Source organism: uncultured Amnibacterium sp., from assembly GCF_964244015.1.
In the GTDB taxonomy this organism is placed as follows: Bacteria; Actinomycetota; Actinomycetes; order Actinomycetales; family Microbacteriaceae; genus Amnibacterium.
Window position 1 is genome coordinate 1,831 of record NZ_CAXTHO010000038.1, and the last position, 1,632, is coordinate 3,462.

The 1,632-nt window shown below is 71.3% G+C and carries 1 protein-coding gene and 1 pseudogene; one reads left to right on the plus strand and one right to left on the minus strand.

The window, feature by feature from the left end; all coding sequences use genetic code 11:
• Positions 1-18: 18 nt before the first annotated feature.
• Positions 19-894 (minus strand): annotated as a pseudogene (gene hflX, locus ACFE67_RS06330) (GTPase HflX); the annotation flags it as partial.
• Between the two features lie 48 nt (positions 895-942).
• On the opposite strand from hflX, the gene ACFE67_RS06335 reads away from it, so the two are divergent.
• A complete protein-coding gene (locus ACFE67_RS06335; protein ID WP_375406040.1) occupies positions 943-1,560 on the plus strand; it encodes a class I SAM-dependent methyltransferase in 618 nt (205 codons plus the stop codon).
• Positions 1,561-1,632: the final 72 nt, after the last annotated feature.

Consider the following 1,632-nt stretch of genomic DNA (forward strand, 5'->3'; position numbering starts at 1 on the left):
CTCGGTCCGGCGCACAGTCGTGTCGAGCGTCGCGAACAGCGCGTTCTCGACCAGCGCGCCCGCCCGGGTGACGCGGTTCAGGATGCTGGACTTGCCCGCGTTCGTGTAGCCGGCGATCGCGACCGACGGCACCGAGTTGCGGACGCGGTTCTGCCGCTTCAGCTCCCGGGCCGGCGCCATCTCCAGGATCTCCTTGCGGAGCTTCGCCATGCGGGAGTGGATGCGGCGTCGGTCCAGCTCGATCTTCGTCTCGCCGGGGCCACGGGAGCCCATGCCGGCGCCGGCACCGCCGACCTGGCCACCGGCCTGCCGGGACATCGAGTCGCCCCAGCCGCGCAGCCGGGGCAGCAGGTACTGCAGCTGCGCCAGCTCGACCTGCGCCTTGCCCTCGCGGCTCTTGGCGTGCTGGCTGAAGATGTCGAGGATCACCGCGGTGCGGTCGATCACCTTCACCTTCACGACGTCCTCGAGCGCACGCCGCTGGCTCGGTGCCAGCTCGGTGTCCGCGATCACGGTGTCCGCGCCGACCGCCTGCACGACGAGCCGCAGCTCCTCCGCCTTGCCGGAACCGAGGAACGTGGAGGGGTCCGGGTGCGACCGCCGCTGCATGAGGCCGTCGAGCACCTGCGCGCCCGCGGTCTCGGCGAGCGCGGCGAGCTCCCGGAGGCTCGTCTCCGCGTCGGCCTGGCTGCGGGAGTAGACCCCGATCAGCACGACCCGCTCGAGTCGCAGCTGCCGGTACTCGACCTCGGTGACGTCCTGCAGCTCGGTCGAGAGCCCCTGGACCCGGCGGAGCGACTGGCGCTCCTCCAGATCGAGCTGCTCGCCGTCGTAGTCGTCGTGCGTCGCGCCGATCGCGCGCTCGAGATCGGTGGTGTGGATGGTGTCGCTCATGACCCCTCCTCGTGCGCGGGGTGCCGCGCTGTGGTTCGATGCTTCGTCGTGGACGGGGAGCAGTACTTCACCGCGCAGCCGTCGAGCCATGCTCGAGAGCGTGCGATCCGAGTCGTGCTCCAGGGCGAGGCGTTCGAGCTGCTGACCGCCGACGGCGTGTTCAGCTCGGAACATCTCGACACCGGTACCGCCGTGCTGCTCGCGACAGTGCCGCCTCCGCCGATGGAGGGGCAGCTGCTGGACCTCGGCTGCGGCTGGGGTCCGATCGCGATCGCGTTGGCCAGGCGGTCTCCTGATGCTTCGGTGTGGGCGGTGGATGTGAACGAGCGCGCCCTCGCGCTCGCCGCCGCGAATGCCCGGATCGCCGGCGTGGAAGTCAAGACCGCATACCCCGAGGATATTCCTGCTGGGCTCTCGTTCGGGACGATCTGGTCGAATCCGCCGATCCGGATCGGCAAGGACGCGCTCCACGACCTGCTCCGGACCTGGCTGCCGCGACTCGATCCGGGCGGCACCGCCTGGCTCGTGGTCGCGAAGCAGCTCGGCGGCGACTCCCTCCAGCAGTGGATCGCCGCGGAGTTCCCGGCCTTCGCGGTGGCGCGCGCCGCGACGGACAAGGGCTTCCGCGTCCTCCGCGTCGCCCGCCCCTGGGTCAGAGGTCGATGACGCCGGAGTAGACCAGCTCGGCCGAGCCGGACAGGGCGACCCCGTGCCAACGGGTCCCCCGTCCGGCGACGC